Origin of the sequence: Streptomyces sp. BK340, from assembly GCF_007827595.1 — a bacterium.
Lineage (GTDB): Bacteria > Actinomycetota > Actinomycetes > Streptomycetales > Streptomycetaceae > Streptomyces.
Window position 1 is genome coordinate 46,787 of record NZ_VISR01000005.1, and the last position, 13,319, is coordinate 60,105.

The window sequence follows — 13,319 nt, forward strand, 5'->3', positions numbered from 1 at the left end:
CTCGTCCGGTCAGCGGCCGGTGACCTCCTCGGTCAGCGGCCGCTGGCGTGCTCGGTCAGCGGCTTCAGAGGCTGGTGACGTCCAGCTCCCCCTCCGCGTACCGCCGGCGCAGCACCTTCTTGTCGAACTTGCCCACGCTCGTCTTCGGCACCGACTCGACGATCGTCCAGCGCTCGGGGAGCTGCCACCTGGCGATCTTCCCCTCCTCGGCGAGGAAGGTGCGGAGGGTCTCGAAGTCCGCGCTGGAGCCCTCCTTGAGGACCACCGTGGCCAGCGGACGCTCGCCCCACTTCTCGTCGGGTACGGCGACCACGGCGGCCTCGGCGACATCCGGGTGGGCCATCAGCGCGTTCTCCAGCTCGACCGAGGAGATCCACTCGCCGCCGGACTTGATGACGTCCTTGGCGCGGTCGGTGAGCGTCAGGAAGCCCTCGGCGGAGATGGTGCCGACGTCACCGGTCTTCAGCCAGCCGTCCTCGCTGAACTTGTCGGCGGGGCACAGCGGTTCGGCGTCGGGGCCGTTGTAGTAGGCGCCCGCGATCCAGGGGCCGCGCACCTCCAGCTCGCCCGCCGCCTCGCCGTCCCAGGGCAGGCGTTCGCCGCCGGGGCCGGTGAGGCGGGCCTCGACGCTCGCCGGGAAGCGGCCCTGGGTGACGCGGTACGCGAACTCCTGCTCGGTGCCGACCGCGTGGGCCGGCGGGCGGGCCACCGTGCCGAGCGGGGAGGTCTCCGTCATGCCCCAGGCGTGGCAGACCCGCATGCCGAGCTTGTCGAAGGCAGCCATCAGGGCGGGCGGACAGGCGGCGCCGCCGATGGTGACCTGGCCGAGGGTGGAGACGTCCCGGGGGCGGGCGGTGAGTTCGGCGAGCAGGCCCTGCCAGATGGTGGGGACGGCGGCCGCGTGCGTCGGGCGCTCCCCCTCGATCATCTCGGCGAGCGGGGCGGGCTGCAGGAAGCGGTCGGGCATCAGCAGGTTGACGCCGCTCATGAAGGTGGCGTGCGGCAGGCCCCAGGCGTTGACGTGGAACTGGGGGACCACGACCAGCGAGGTGTCCTGGTCGGTCAGACCCATCGACTCGGTCATGTTCACCTGCATGGAGTGCAGGTAGATCGAACGGTGGCTGTACACCACGCCCTTGGGGTCGCCGGTCGTGCCGGAGGTGTAGCACATCGCGGCGGCCTGGCGTTCGTCCAGCTCGGGCCAATCGTAGGCGGTGGGCCGGCCGGCGATCAGCTCCTCGTACTCGTGCACCCGTGCGGTCGCGCCGTCGAGCGGGGAACGGTCACCGGGGCCCGAGACGACGATGTGCTCCACCGTCGGCAGCTTGCCCAGCAGCGGCGCGATCAGCGGGATCAGCGAGCCGTTGACGATGATCACGCGGTCGGCGGCGTGGTTGACGATCCACGCCAGCTGCTCGGCCGGGAGGCGGAGGTTGAGGGTGTGCAGCACCGCGCCCATGGAGGGGATCGCGAAGTAGGCCTCGACGTGCTCGGCGTTGTTCCACATCAGCGTCGCGACCCGGTCGTCGCCCCGGACGCCGAGTTCGTCCCGCAGGGCGTGCGCCAGCTGGGCCGTACGGGCGCCGACCTCGGCGTAGGTGCGGCGCTGCGGCTCACCCTCGCCGGTCCAGGTGCTCACCCGCGACGTTCCGTGGACCGTCGCCCCGTGGGTCAGGATCCTCGAGATCAGCAGCGGTACGTCCTGCATGGTGCTCAGCACGGCGTCCTCCATGGCGACATTGCCTACGCGGGAGTAGAGGTTGCGCTGATTCTGCGCACATACCGCGCGGTATGTCACTAGGGGGAGCGAAACTGAGGCCCAGAGGCAGCCGGAATTACCTGACAGCCCCTCAGCGCACCAGTCCCAGCTCGGGATCCTCGCGCAGCTTGCCCAGGGCCCGGGAGACCGCGGACTTCACCGTGCCCACCGAGACTCCGAGCACCTCCGCCGTCTGGGCCTCGCTGAGGTCCTCGTAGTACCTGAGGACGACCATCGCCCGCTGTCGCGCGGGCAGCTTGGTGATCGCGCGCCACATGGCGTCGTGCAGCGCCTGCCGCTCGGCCGGGTCGTCCTCGCCGGGGACGGGCTCCGGCTCGGGCAGCTCGTCGCAGACGTACTCGTCCACTCTGCGCTTGCGCCACTGCGAGGTCCGCGTGTTCAGCAGGGCCCGGCGCACATAGCCGTCGAGCGCCCGGTGGTCCTCGATCCGCTCCCACGCCACATAGGTCTTGGCGAGCGCGGTCTGCAGCAGGTCCTCGGCGTCGCTCGGGTTCGCGGTCAGTGAGCGCGCGGTACGCAGCAGGACCGGCTGGCGGGCCCTCACGTACGAGGAGAACGACGGGTATGCGTGGGTCTGCCGCGCTGGTGCGGCGGCGGCCGAGGCGCTGGTGCAGACGAGTGTGGTCATGGCTCCACGCTAGGAGCGGACCGCACTCCGGCGGATCGGCCCCAGGTCCCGAAGCGGCGTCCCCCTCAGGTTGTAGGGGTGGGGTCGCCTACACCTACTGAAGGTGGACTGCGGGGTGACAGCGTCTGCGGGTTCCCCCCTGAGGACGCTCACCCGTCGGCCGCCAGGACCAGCCCCGACGTCGGCACCCCGGTGCCGGCCGTCACCAGGGTCCGGGCTGCCCCCGGTATCTGGTTCACCGCCGTGCCCCGCAGCTGACGCACCGCTTCCGCCACGCCGTTCATCCCGTGCAGGTAGGCCTCCCCGAGCTGGCCCCCGTGCGTGTTGATCGGCAGCCGCTCCTCGGCCACGAGATCAGCCGCCTCCCCCTTCCCGCAGAACCCGAACTCCTCCAGCTGCATCAGCACGAACGGTGTGAAGTGGTCGTACAGGATCGCCACGTCGATGTCGGCCGGGTCCAGTCCCGACGTCCGCCACAGCTGACGGGCCACCACGCCCATCTCCGGCAGGCCGGTCAGGTCGTCGCGGTAGAAGCTGGTCATCTGCTCCTGCGCGCGGCCGGCGCCCTGGGCCGCCGCCGCGATCACGGCTGGCGGATGCGGCAGGTCCCGGGCCCGCTCGACGGACGTCACCACCAGGGCCTGGCCGCCGTCGGTCTCCTGACAGCAGTCCAGCAGCCTCAGCGGCTCCACGATCCAGCGGGAGGCGGTGTGGTCGGCGAGGGTGATGGGGCGGCCGTGGAAGTAGGCCGCCGGGTTCGTCGCCGCGTACTTCCGGTCCACCACGGCCACGTGCCCGAACACCTCGGGGGTCAGCCCGTGGGCGTGCAGATACCGCTGGGCCGCCATCGCCACCCAGGAGGCCGGGGTGAGCAGCCCGAACGGCAGCGCCCAGCCGAGCGCCACGCCCTCCGCCGACGGCTCCCGGTGCTGCACGCCCGCGCCGAATCTGCGGCCCGACCGCTCGTTGAAGGCCCGGTAACAGACCACCACCTCGGCCACGCCGGTCGCCACCGCGAGCGCCGCCTGCTGGACGGTCGCGCAGGCCGCCCCGCCGCCGTAGTGGACGCGGGAGAAGAAGGACAGCTCGCCCATCCCGCAGGCCTGGGCCACGGTGATCTCCGGGCTGGTGTCCATCGTGAACGTCACCAGACCGTCCACGTCCGCCGGGGTGAGCCCCGCGTCGTCCAGCGCGGCCCCCACCGCCTCCACCGCCAGCCGCAGCTCGCTGCGGCCGGAGTCCTTGGAGAACTCGGTGGCCCCGATACCGGCGATCGCCGCCCGGCCGCCGAGGGAGTCCCGGGTGCGCACGCTCATGACGCGGCCTCCCCGCCCGGCACGAAGGACGGTGCCGGGAGGACGACCGTCACCGTGCCGGTCACATGCCGGCCGATGGCGTTGGCCCCGACCACGCGCACCGTCGCCGTGTCGCCGTCCACCGCCTCGACCCTGCCGGTCAGCACCATCGTGTCCCCCGGATAGTTGGGCGCCCCCAGTCTGATGGCGACCTTGCGGAGCACCGCGCGGGGGCCGAAGTGGTCCGTGATGTACCTGCCGACCAGCCCGTTCGTCGTCAGGATGTTCATGAAGACGTCGGGGGAGCCCTTCTGCCGGGCCAGCTCCGCGTCGTGGTGCACGTCCTGGTAGTCCCGGGAGGCGATCGCCCCGGCGACGATCAGCGTGCGGGTGATCGGGATCTCCAGCGGCGGCAGCTGGGCGCCCGCCACCGGCCGCGGTGTCCGCGTCTCACTCGCCATGTGCGATCAGCTCCCCCAGTTCCTGCAGTACTTCGGCCCCGCTTCCCAGGTGGGCGTCCAGCTGCCTGCCCCACAGGAAGTGCCGGTGCACCGGATGGTCCAGGTCGGCCCCGGCACCGCCGTGCAGATGCTGGCCGGTGTGCACGACCCGCTGCCCCGCCTCGGAGGCCCACCAGGCGGCGGTCAGCGCGTGCGTGGCGTACGGCAGCCCCGCGTCCCGGCGCCAGGCGGCCTCGTACGCCGTCACCCGTATCGCCTCGGTGTCCAGGTGGGCGTCGGCCGCCCGGAGTTGGACCGCCTGCCGGGTGGCGAGCGGGCGCCCGAACTGCTCCCTGGTGTTCGTGTGCGCCACCGCCCGCGCCAGCGACCCGGCGCACACCCCTGCCTGAAGTCCGGCGAAGGCGGTGCGGGCGGTGGCGAGGACGTCGGCAAAGGCGTCGGTGCCCGGGCCGCCGAGAGGTTCCGCCGGGGCGCGGTCGAGGGTGAGACGGGCCGCGGACCAGGGCGCCGTCAGCTCCACCGGGGTGAGCGCGGTGCCCTCGCCGAGCGGGGCCAGCCACAGGTGCCGGCCGGCGTCGGCGACCAGGACGTGGGTGGCGTCCCGGAGCCAGGGGACGACGGGGACGGAGCCGGTCAGCTCGCCTCGTGCTGCGGCCCGTACACCCGGTGCCGAGAGCGCCCCGGCGACCACCACCGAGCCGTCCTCGATGCCCGGCAGCAGCCGCTCCCGCTGCTCGGGCGTGCCGTGGGAGGCGACCGCCAGGAGGCCGTGCACGCATGTCGCCGCATAGGGCACCTGAGCCGTCGTGCGCCCCTGTTCCTCCAGGAGCAGCACGAGACCGAGCAGGCCCAGTTCGGTCACGGCGCCGACCAGGCCCGCCGTGCACAGGGCCTTGAACAGCTCGGGGTCGCTGCCGGTGCCGGCGGCCTTCAGCCGCTCGTGGCCGGCGAGGTCGCCGAAGATCCGCGCGGCCAGGTCACGGGCCTCGGCCTGGGCCTCGGTGGGGGTGAAGTCCATGTCACGCCTCGCCTTCGACGACCCGGAAGACCGGCAGGACCAGTGCTCCCCCGTCGTCCTCGCAGGACATGAACTCCGCCCGGACCGGCAGGCCGATGCGCACCTTGTCGTACGGCACCCCCACCACGTTGCTCACCATCCGCACACCCTCGGCCAGTTCGATCAGGCCGACCGCGTAAGGGGGATCGAAGGCCGGGAAGGGCGGGTGGTGCATCACCACGTACGAGTAGACCGTGCCCTCGCCGCTCGCCTCGACCGTGTCCCAGTCCGGGCAGCCGCAGGCGTTGCAGCCCGGCAGCCAGGGGTGGCGCAGGGTGCCGCAGCCCGTGCAGCGCTGGATGAGGAGCCGGTGCCCGGCCACGCCCTCCCAGAAGCCGGCGTTGTCCCGGTTGACCACCGGGCGGGGGCGCCGGGGGCGCTCGGCCGGGGGTGTGCGGCGGGCCGGGGCGTACTTGAGGATGCGGAAGCGGTGGGTGCCGGCGAGTTCGCCCTCCACCCGCACGTCCATGCGGGTCGTGACGAAGTACCCCGTGCCCAGCTTCGTCGTCTTGCGGTCGGAGACCGACTCGATCACCGCGTCGAAGGTGACCTCGTCGCCCGGGCGCAGGGGCCGCAGATACTCCTGCTCGCAGTCGGTGGCCACCACCGACGTACAGCCCGACTCGTCCAGCAGGGCGAGGAGTTCGTCGTAGGCGCCGGCGCGGCCCTGGTGGCCCGAGAGGCCGCCCATCGTCCACGCCTGGAGCATGGTGGGCGGGGCGACGGCGTCAGGTCCGCGGTACGCCGGGCCGGTGTCGCCCATCGCCTCGCACCAGTGCCGGATCATCGGCGCGTTCACCGGGTCCCTGCCCACGCCGGCGACGGCGGCAGGCCTGCCCTCGTAGGTCTTGAGCCGCCTGCCCACCTCGTCCGTCCGCTCGCTCACCTCCGCCCCCTCGTCATCCCGAGCCGCATCGTCGCGACGATCTCCCGCTGCACCTCGCTCACCCCGCCCCCGAACGTGTTGATCTGTGCCGCCCTGTTCAGCCGCTCCAGTTCGCCGCCCTCGAACGCCCCCGGTGATCCCGAGCGGACGAGTCCCGCATCTCCGACGATCTCCTGACACATGCGATACGTCGCGACAGCCGATTCCGTTCCCGCGACCTTCACCGCGCTGGCGTCGCCGGGGGCCGGCCGGCCCGCCCCCACGTCCCCCACCAGACGCCAGTTGAGCAGGCGCGATGCCGCCAGCCGGGCATGCACCTCGGCCAGCCGGGAACGCACCCACGGCTCGTCGATCCGGCGCCTGCCGGTCACCCGATCGGGGGTACGTGCGGCGGCGAGCGCCGCCGCGTAGAACTCCTCGGCCTGCATGCCGATGGCGGCGAGCGCGACCCGTTCGTGGTTGAGCTGGCTGGTCATCAGCGACCAGCCCTCGTTCTCGTCGCCGACCAGGTTCCGGGCCGGGACGCGGACACCGTCGTAGTACGTGGCCGTCGTCGTCTGCCCGCCCACGGTCTCGATCGGTGTCCAGGAGAAGCCCGGGGCGTCCGTGGGGACGAGGAGGAGGGAGATGCCGCGGTGCTTGGGCGCGTCCGGGTCGGTGCGGCAGGCGAGCCAGATCCAGTCGGCGTGCTGGGCGCCCGAGGTGAAGATCTTCTGCCCGTCGATCCGCCAGCCGTCGCCCTCCCGTACGGCCCGGGTCCGCAGCGAGGCGAGGTCGGTGCCGGCGGAGGGCTCGGTGTAGCCGATCGCGAAGACCAGGTCACCCGCGAGGATCCGGGGCAGGAAGTGGGCCTTCTGGCGCTCGCTGCCGTACTTCATCAGCGTGGGCCCGACGGTGTTGAGCGTGACCATGGAGACGGGGGCACCGGCCCGGTACGCCTCGTCGAAGAACACGAACTGCTCGTCCGCGCCCCGCCCCTGGCCGCCGTACTCGGCCGGCCAGCCGAGTCCCAGCCAGCCGTCGGCGCCGATGCGGCGCAACAGGGCGCGCCCGTCGGCCGGTTCACCCGCCTCGGGCATCACGGTGCGGAAGTAGGCGCGGAGTTCGGCGCGCAGCCGCTGCTGCCGCTCGGTGGGGGCGAGGTGCACGGCGGGCCCTCCCGGCCTCGCTTGCCTGACGGGACGATTTCTGACTGTCCGTCAGATGCTGCTCCCTGTCAAGGTCGCCCGCCCGGGACCGCGCACCGGAAAACGCCTGCGCGGCGGCACCGAAGCACCGCCGCGCAGACGCGTTACGACCCCGAAGCACACCCCACGAGGACCCTCAGCGAGAGGGGCCCCGCCCCCGGCTCACCACAGGTTGGTGAAGTGGACGGCGACGTTCTCGTTGCCCTGCTGGAGGGCTGTCCAGGCCGAACGGTTGACCTGTGCGGTGTTGCTCTGGTTCGAGGCACCGGAGCCGACCGCGTTCTGCTGGGTGGTGGACGAGTTTCCGCTGTTGTCGTGGCCGACACCGCTGCCGATGATGCTCGCCACGCCGGCGTTCGATCCGTTGTCCGCGAAGGCGCCGTTGTCCGCGGCAGCGACACCGGTGAAGAGGGCGGCTGCGAGCGGAAGAGCGGAGACGGCGGCGAGAACGCGGGCGGTACGGATGCTTGCCATGTTTGTTCCTCCAGAACAGAACATTCTCGGCGCCGAGGCCGAGGATGCGTCAATTGAGGCTTGCACCAAGGCAGTCGGCCGACCGCCTCGGGCTTTCGTGAACGACGTCGCGCATCCAGAGTTGCCCACCGAACCCTGGCGAACCACCTCGTAAGACCCGATTCGCACGCAAGCGTGATGACAAGTCGATAAACCCCTATCGCCATCTTTGGTCACCACACGCCACAACACGGCACAGACCAGACCTTCGCCCATCAAGGGCCGCAAGAGGTGAATCGTTCCGGCATGTTTCCGGCCAACCTTCCCGGCCCGGCGCGCCGACACGGCCCCCTCTTCCCTTTTTCGAACATGAGTACGAACATGGAGGCATGGCCACCACCGACCGGCAGGCCACGACGCTGGCCCTCGCGCACGCCCTGTCAGCCGCCGAACGCGGACTGGCCGTCATCCCCCTGTCCCGGACGAAACTCCCGGCCCTGCGCTCCCCGCACCGCGACGCCCCGGAACCGGTGGGGCCGCCCTGTCACGGCGAGTGCGGCCGATTCGGCCACGGCGTGTACGACGCCTCCACCGACCCGCTCCGCATCCGCGAACTGTTCGCCGCCGCGCCCTGGGCCACCGGCTACGGCATCGCCTGCGGGCTGCCCCCGCACCACCTCATCGGCGTCGACCTCGACACCAAGTCCGGCACGGACTCCTCGGCCGCACTGCGCGAACTGGCCCTGCGACACCTGTTCACGATCCCCGAGACGGTCGTCGTCCTCACCCCGAGCGGCGGCCGCCACCTGTGGCTGACCGGCCCGCCGGACGTCGTCGTCCCCAACTCGGCCGGCCGGCTGGCCCCGGGCATCGACATCCGGGGCGCCGGCGGCTACCTCGTGGGCCCCGGCTCCCGTACCGCCCACGGCGCCTACGCGGCCGCGCCCGGCACCGCGCACCTGGCCCCCGCCGTCTGCCCGCCGGCCCTGCTGCGCCTGCTGCTGCCCCCGCCCCGCGCCACCCACCCGGCGGCCACGACCACCACCGACCACGGCCGCGGCCTGGTCCAGTTCGTCCTGACCGCACACGCGGGCCAGCGCAACACCCGCCTGTTCTGGGCGGCCTGCCGCGCCTACGAGAACGGGCTCGGCCCCGCCCTGCTCGACCCCCTGGTCGAGGCGGCCGTGCACACCGGCCTGTCCGAGCGCGAGGCCCGCGCGACGATCGCGTCGGCGGCCCGGATGACGGGGCGCCGGGCGTGAGGCGGGGGCACCGGGGCGGGGGACGGGATGCCTACGGCGTGTAGACCTGCTCCAGCCGGTCGATGGAACCGTCGGCGCCGGTCTCGTACTTGAACACCAGGCCGGAGTCGGGATGCGCCTTGACCCAGTCCATCAGCTCCCCCACGCCGATGCGCTGGTTCGTGCTGCTGCCGGTGACGGGGTTGGTGGCGGTGACGTACGCGGCCTGGTCCATGGCCCAGCGGGCCTCCTCACCGCTGACGACGAACGGCTTGCCGTCACTGTCCTTGTCGGCGCATCCCCAGGCGCCGTGCTGGATGACGAGGTTCACCTTGCCGGTGCTGCCCGGGAGTTCCTCGATGCGGTACAGGGCGAACTCGTCCGGGTCGTAGTGGTCCGGGTCCGGCGCCTTGGTGACGCAGTCGGCGGCCGGCGCCGCGGTCTTGCCCGATCCGGTGCCCGATCCTGTGCCCGATCCGGTGCCCGTGCCCTTGCCGGCGGGCGTCGCGGCCGCAGTGGCGCCCGAACCCGCCGTGCTTCCGCCGCTCTTGCCGGTGCCGGTGCCCTTGCCGCTTCCGGTGCCGGTGCCCTTGCCGGTGCCCCCTGCCGTGCCGGGTGCCGTCGAACCGGCCGTGGCCCCGGCCTTCGGCGCGTCGGAGGCCCCCGCGGCGGTGTCGTCCCCCTGGCATCCGGTGAGTACGGCGGCCAGCGCTACGGCAGTGAGCGCGACGGCAACGGGTCTGAGGCGATGGGCATTCATCCGGGACGTCCCCCCTGATCACGGGCGGCCCGGTCGGCCGCTCCGATCGGGACCGTAACGCCCTGCCCGTGCTCACCGCAGCACCGGAGCAACCCGTGTCACGGACTCGGGACAGTGCCGTCACCACGCCCGGACCATGTGACGTGCACAGGCCAGGACCGAAGAGCCCCTCCCCGCGGCAGGACCGGGCCGCATGAACCGGCACGACGCTCCGCGCGAGGAGCCCGGCAGCGTCGTGGCGGAGAAAGTCAGACCGGCAGGGCAGTCGAACCCTCTTCCGTACCCGTCTTTACGGGGGAACGAGGGAGGGCACATTGAACGCCGACGAGGAACGCCAGTTCCGCGAGTTCGTGGCGGCGCGGTCGAGATCGCTGCTGCACACGGCCTACCTGCTGACCGGGGACTGGGAGCAGGGCCGCGACCTGCTCCAGACCGCGCTTGCCTCCACCGCTCGGCGTTGGTCGAAGCTGCGCGACCGGCAGCACCCGGAGACCTATGTGCGCCGGGCGCTCTACCACGCCCACGTGGACCGCTTCCGACTGCTCAGCTGGGGACGGGAGACGGTCACCGACACCCTGCCGGACCAGCCGTCCGCGCAGGCCGCCGACTGGGCCGACACCGTGGTCCAGCGACAGGACATCATGGCCGCGCTGCGGCGGCTGCCCAGGCGCCAGCGCGCGGTGATCGTGCTGCGCTACTTCGAGGACCGGCCGGACACCGAGATCGCCGCAATTCTGGGCGTCGCCCAGGGGACGGTCCGCAGCCAGACCCACAAGGCCCTCGCCTCCCTCCGCACCACCCTGGCCGAGGCAGGGCCGTCGGCCGCCGCCTCCTCCACTGCCTCCGGAAGGGGCGTCGTCGCATGACCGACTCGACCGAACACCAGCCGCATGAAACGCTGCTGCACGATGCCTTGCACTCCCATGTCCGGGAGAGCGGAGGTAATGCCGCCGGTGCCTATCTGGTCGGCCTGGCCGACGGCGCATTGCGGGACGCCCGGCGGCGGCAGCGGCTGGCCCGCGCCGGGGTGGGCATCGCCGCCGCCGCCGTGGCCGCCACCGCCTGGGTGACCGTCCCGGACGGCGCGACCCAGCGCGCGCACGAGGTACAGCCCGGCGCAGGGGGCACTGCGAACGCCGAGAAGGCGGCCCTGATGTCCATCCTGCCGGTCACCTCGTCCACGGAGCACGCCTGCACCCGTGGCAGCGGCGGCTACACCGTGCGGGCGAGCGCGACCCACCCGGCGTTCTGCGTCCGCGCCGACCGGTCCAGGGGCATGACCGACGTCCGTGTCACCTCCGCGAAGGCCGAGAAGAGCAGCATCGACGGCACCTGGCAGGTCGAGGTGTCCCTCAGCTCCACCGACCGGACCCGTTTCGCCGCCCTCACCGGCTCCATCGCCGCGGACCCGTCCCCGCGCAACGAATTCGCCGTCGTCATCGACGGCAAGCTCTGGGGCATGCCCTACGTGACCTCCTCGATCACCGGTGGCCGTCTCGAAATCGTCGGGCCCTTCGCCGGGGACCTCACCAGCGCCACCGCCCACGACCTCGCCCTCCGGCTGGATACCGGCAGGTGACCCCCGTGGCGGCACGAAGGCAGCGCCGCAACGCGCCTTCCCGCTCTTTCCGCTCTTTCGTTTCTGCGCCGAGATCCTTCAGGGCGGCCCAACGCACCTGTCGAAGCCGGGACTTGGACGAGTCGGGGTGAGACTGGGTGCACGCGGAAGGGGTGCCCCTCATCGGAGGGGCACCCCTTCTGACCAGCACGTCTGTTGACCTGCACAGCGGTGGGTGTGGGATTTGAACCCACGGTGACATCGCTGCCACGACGGTTTTCAAGACCGTTCCCTTAGGCCGCTCGGGCAACCCACCTCGCCTCCGCCCACCCGGGGTCGGAGCGGGTACAGCGTACCGGGAGCGGAGCGCGGCGTGGGGCGTGGTCCGCTCAGGAGGTGCCGTCGGCCGATCCTGTGCCGGGCCGACGGGACTTTCCCGAGGGGCCGCGCCCCTGCGCGCGCGTGCGGGTCAGCTGTCGCCCGCCCGCGAGCCGAGGGTGAGGTCCACCGTGTGCTCCTGGCCGCCGCGCGTGTAGGTGATCGTGACCTTGTCGCCGGGCTTGTGGGTCCAGATCTCGCCGATCAGGGTCGGACCGCTGTCGATCACGTTGTCGTCGAGCTTGGTGATGACGTCGCCGGGCTTGAGGCCGGCCTTGTCGGCCGGGCCGCCCGACTCGACCGGGGCGGCACCGCTCGCGCCCTGGTCGGTGATCTTCGCGCCGTTGGTGGACTCCTCCAGGGAGACGGAGGCGCCGATCTTGGCGTACACCGGCTTGCCGTTCTTGATCAGCTGCTGGGCGACGTACTTGGCCTGGTTGATCGGGATCGCGAAGCCGAGGCCGATCGAACCGGACTGGCCGGAGCCGAATCCGCCGCTGCCGGTGGACTGGATCGCCGAGTTGATGCCGATGACCGAGCCGGAGGCGTCCAGCAGCGGGCCACCCGAGTTGCCGGGGTTGATCGACGCGTCGGTCTGCAGGGCGCTCATGTAGGACGCCTTGCTGGACGAGTTGCCGTCGCTGGAGGCCACGGGGCGGTTCTTGGCGCTGATGATGCCCGTGGTGACCGTGTTCGACAGCCCGAAGGGGGCGCCGATGGCGATCGTCTCGTCGCCGACGGCCACCTTGTCCGAGTCACCGAGGGTGAGGGGATTCAGGTCGGAGGGGGCGTTCTTGAGCTTGATGACGGCGACGTCGTAGCCCTGCGCGTGGCCGACGATCTCCGCGTCGTACTTCTTGCCGTTCGGGAAGGTGGCCGTGAGCTTGCCACCGTCCACCGCGTCCGCCACCACGTGGTTGTTGGTGACGATGTGGCCCTGCTTGTCGAAGACGAAACCGGTGCCCGTGCCGCCCTCGCCGCTGGTGCTCTCCGCCTCGATGGTTACGGTGCTCGGCAGCGCCCTGGCGGCCACGTTGGCGATGGTGCCGGGCGCGCGCCTGACCTGAGAGGCACTGCTGTCGGAGGCGGAGACGGTGGTGGAGCCGTTGTCGTTGTCCTTGGCCAGGGTGTAGCCGAGGCCGCCGCCCAGACCGCCCGCGACCAGCGCGGCCACCAGGACCGCGGCGACCAGCCCACCGCGCCCGTTGCGGGGCTTGGGGGCGGGCTGCTGGTACGACGCACCCCAGACGGTGCCGGAGCCGCCGGAGCCGGCGTCGCCGTAGGCGGGCGCGGCCGGAGGCGGCCAGGAGCCCTCGGGGGCGGGGCCGGGGTAGCCGGCCGGGGGCTGGTGTCCGCCGACCGGACTCTGGTGGGCCGGTGCGGCCTGCGCCGTACCGTGCTCGGGCGCACCCGGGGTGCCCGGGGGCACCGGCGGAAGCTGGGCCGTCGGCGCTCCGTCGGGCACGGGGCCCTGCGGGGAGGCTGCAGGAGATGCCACCGGCACGGGAGGTACGGACGGCGCCGGGGGTACCGCGTTGCCCTCGTTCTCGGTGCTCACAGCTCTTCTCCTCGATCCACGGCTGTTGTCATAGGTCGCACTCGGTCACGCTCGTTCACGCTGTCGCCGGTCCGTTG

The 13,319-nt window shown here is 72.2% G+C and carries 13 protein-coding genes and 1 tRNA gene; 3 read left to right on the forward strand and 11 right to left on the reverse strand.

All coding sequences use genetic code 11. The annotated features are described in order from the left end of the window. Window positions 1-64: 64 nt before the first annotated feature. The 8 genes from FB157_RS12040 to FB157_RS12075 all read right to left on the reverse strand — a co-directional run bounded on the left by FB157_RS12040 (window position 65) and on the right by FB157_RS12075 (window position 7,768). Window positions 65-1,720 (reverse strand): long-chain fatty acid--CoA ligase, encoded by a 1,656-nt coding sequence (locus FB157_RS12040; protein WP_145879403.1) that lies wholly within the window; start codon window positions 1,718-1,720, stop codon window positions 65-67. A 130-nt stretch (window positions 1,721-1,850) separates the two neighbouring features. Further along, window positions 1,851-2,408 (reverse strand): SigE family RNA polymerase sigma factor, encoded by a 558-nt coding sequence (locus FB157_RS12045; protein ID WP_145878795.1) that lies wholly within the window; start codon window positions 2,406-2,408, stop codon window positions 1,851-1,853. A 149-nt stretch (window positions 2,409-2,557) separates the two neighbouring features. Next, entirely contained in the window at window positions 2,558-3,724 is a 1,167-nt protein-coding gene (locus FB157_RS12050) for a lipid-transfer protein (protein WP_145878797.1), read from the reverse strand. Beyond that, on the reverse strand, window positions 3,721-4,164 hold the full coding sequence (locus tag FB157_RS12055; RefSeq protein ID WP_145878799.1) for a MaoC family dehydratase: 444 nt from the start codon (window positions 4,162-4,164) through the stop codon (window positions 3,721-3,723). Before FB157_RS12055 ends, FB157_RS12050 begins: the two co-directional genes overlap by 4 nt. Continuing rightward, on the reverse strand, window positions 4,154-5,182 hold the full coding sequence (locus tag FB157_RS12060; RefSeq protein ID WP_145878802.1) for an acyl-CoA dehydrogenase family protein: 1,029 nt from the start codon (window positions 5,180-5,182) through the stop codon (window positions 4,154-4,156). Before FB157_RS12060 ends, FB157_RS12055 begins: the two co-directional genes overlap by 11 nt. A 1-nt stretch (window position 5,183) precedes the next feature. Continuing rightward, the gene (locus tag FB157_RS12065; protein WP_145878803.1) at window positions 5,184-6,107 is read right to left on the reverse strand and encodes a bifunctional MaoC family dehydratase N-terminal/OB-fold nucleic acid binding domain-containing protein; all 924 of its coding nucleotides are present in this window, start codon (window positions 6,105-6,107) and stop codon (window positions 5,184-5,186) included. Then, the gene (locus tag FB157_RS12070; protein ID WP_145878805.1) at window positions 6,104-7,255 is read right to left on the reverse strand and encodes an acyl-CoA dehydrogenase family protein; all 1,152 of its coding nucleotides are present in this window, start codon (window positions 7,253-7,255) and stop codon (window positions 6,104-6,106) included. The genes FB157_RS12065 and FB157_RS12070 overlap by 4 nt, the downstream gene beginning before the upstream one ends. A 201-nt stretch (window positions 7,256-7,456) precedes the next feature. Next, window positions 7,457-7,768 carry a hypothetical protein gene (locus FB157_RS12075; protein ID WP_145878808.1) on the reverse strand — a complete coding sequence of 104 codons (312 nt, stop codon included), beginning with the start codon at window positions 7,766-7,768 and terminating at the stop codon, window positions 7,457-7,459. Between the two features lie 368 nt (window positions 7,769-8,136). Here FB157_RS12075 and FB157_RS12080 point away from each other — a divergent pair, with 368 nt between their 5' ends. Next, window positions 8,137-9,009, forward strand: coding sequence for a bifunctional DNA primase/polymerase (locus FB157_RS12080; RefSeq protein WP_145878809.1), 873 nt, complete (start codon window positions 8,137-8,139; stop codon window positions 9,007-9,009). A 31-nt stretch (window positions 9,010-9,040) separates the two neighbouring features. Here FB157_RS12080 and FB157_RS47240 read toward each other — a convergent pair whose 3' ends face one another. After that, window positions 9,041-9,748: a hypothetical protein gene (locus tag FB157_RS47240; protein ID WP_186581468.1), complete on the reverse strand. Its 708-nt coding sequence runs from the start codon at window positions 9,746-9,748 to the stop codon at window positions 9,041-9,043. Between the two features lie 314 nt (window positions 9,749-10,062). On the opposite strand from FB157_RS47240, the gene FB157_RS12095 reads away from it, so the two are divergent. Then, window positions 10,063-10,614, forward strand: coding sequence for a SigE family RNA polymerase sigma factor (locus FB157_RS12095; RefSeq protein WP_145878816.1), 552 nt, complete (start codon window positions 10,063-10,065; stop codon window positions 10,612-10,614). Then, window positions 10,611-11,327 carry a SecDF P1 head subdomain-containing protein gene (locus FB157_RS12100; protein WP_145878818.1) on the forward strand — a complete coding sequence of 239 codons (717 nt, stop codon included), beginning with the start codon at window positions 10,611-10,613 and terminating at the stop codon, window positions 11,325-11,327. Before FB157_RS12095 ends, FB157_RS12100 begins: the two co-directional genes overlap by 4 nt. Before the next feature lie 208 nt (window positions 11,328-11,535). On the opposite strand, the gene FB157_RS12105 is transcribed toward FB157_RS12100, so the two are convergent. Both FB157_RS12105 and FB157_RS12110 read right to left on the reverse strand, forming a co-directional pair. After that, window positions 11,536-11,622, reverse strand: a tRNA-Ser gene (locus tag FB157_RS12105). A gap of 153 nt (window positions 11,623-11,775) precedes the next feature. After that, window positions 11,776-13,242, reverse strand: coding sequence for a S1C family serine protease (locus tag FB157_RS12110; protein WP_145878820.1), 1,467 nt, complete (start codon window positions 13,240-13,242; stop codon window positions 11,776-11,778). Window positions 13,243-13,319: the final 77 nt, after the last annotated feature.

Coding starts and splice junctions, on each gene's coding strand:
- FB157_RS12045 (WP_145878795.1), bottom strand. CDS start 2,408: ATGACCACACTCGTCTGCACCAGCGCCTCGGCCGCCGCCGCACCAGCG.
- FB157_RS12050 (WP_145878797.1), bottom strand. CDS start 3,724: ATGAGCGTGCGCACCCGGGACTCCCTCGGCGGCCGGGCGGCGATCGCC.
- FB157_RS12055 (WP_145878799.1), bottom strand. CDS start 4,164: ATGGCGAGTGAGACGCGGACACCGCGGCCGGTGGCGGGCGCCCAGCTG.
- FB157_RS12060 (WP_145878802.1), bottom strand. CDS start 5,182: ATGGACTTCACCCCCACCGAGGCCCAGGCCGAGGCCCGTGACCTGGCC.
- FB157_RS12075 (WP_145878808.1), bottom strand. CDS start 7,768: ATGGCAAGCATCCGTACCGCCCGCGTTCTCGCCGCCGTCTCCGCTCTT.
- FB157_RS12080 (WP_145878809.1), top strand. CDS start 8,137: ATGGCCACCACCGACCGGCAGGCCACGACGCTGGCCCTCGCGCACGCC.
- FB157_RS47240 (WP_186581468.1), bottom strand. CDS start 9,748: ATGAATGCCCATCGCCTCAGACCCGTTGCCGTCGCGCTCACTGCCGTA.
- FB157_RS12100 (WP_145878818.1), top strand. CDS start 10,611: ATGACCGACTCGACCGAACACCAGCCGCATGAAACGCTGCTGCACGAT.